The organism is Chelatococcus sp. XZ-Ab1 (assembly GCF_029309855.1).
GTDB lineage: Bacteria > Pseudomonadota > Alphaproteobacteria > Rhizobiales > Beijerinckiaceae > Chelatococcus_A > Chelatococcus_A sambhunathii.
Genome location: NZ_JARKII010000032.1, coordinates 1 through 651, shown reverse-complemented (window position 1 = coordinate 651; position 651 = coordinate 1). Strand labels below are relative to the sequence as shown.

Below are 651 nucleotides of genomic sequence, written 5' to 3'. Positions count from 1 at the left end.
CCGGTCATCCACGCGAGGCACGCCCCGCGACTTGTTGGGAAGGTGAGGCCGGATCGCCTCCCATTCGAAATCCGTCAGATCGTAGCGGCCCATCGCAAAGCTCCCGAAAAGGAGCTTGAATCACAATCGCCACCGTCAGGGAACCCAGAGCCGTTTATGGGTTTACGGCCTAGGTCGCAGCAAAGGCCTCGCGATCCGAGTACCATCGGGATGGGAGATCACCGACTCCGGCAGGAGCCATCTTCGCAATATTGGTGTAACGACGCTTAGCCCCGCCGCCGTTAAAGTGGCTGCCGATTTGCGCGCTCATCTCGACAACATCGTTAATCCGACGACGCGCTCTTTCGTTGAGGAGGCGATCAAATGTCACGAAGCTGAACTTTATCGTTCAGCCGTCGTCATGTCGTGGCTAGCAGCTGTTGATGTGCTCCACCGAATAGTTGTGTCCCGTCATCTAGCCGCTTTCAATGCGGCCGCCAAAGCGGCCGATCCCAAGTGGAAAGATGCGGTCAATGAGGATGGCCTAGGCCGTAGACTCATAACCGCGTAGCCAGATGCGGATGGACGCGAGCTTCACGGCGGCGAGGAAGTTTTCCGCCGTCTTGTCGAAGCGGGTGGCGATACGGCGGAAGTGTTTGATCTTGTTGAAGA

2 pseudogenes are annotated in these 651 nt (G+C 57.6%); both read right to left on the bottom strand.

The features are described from left to right. Positions 1-93: pseudogene (locus P2T65_RS21130) on the bottom strand (IS5/IS1182 family transposase); the annotation flags it as partial. A 430-nt stretch (positions 94-523) separates the two neighbouring features. Continuing rightward, a pseudogene (locus P2T65_RS21125) lies at positions 524-651 on the bottom strand (IS5/IS1182 family transposase); the annotation flags it as partial.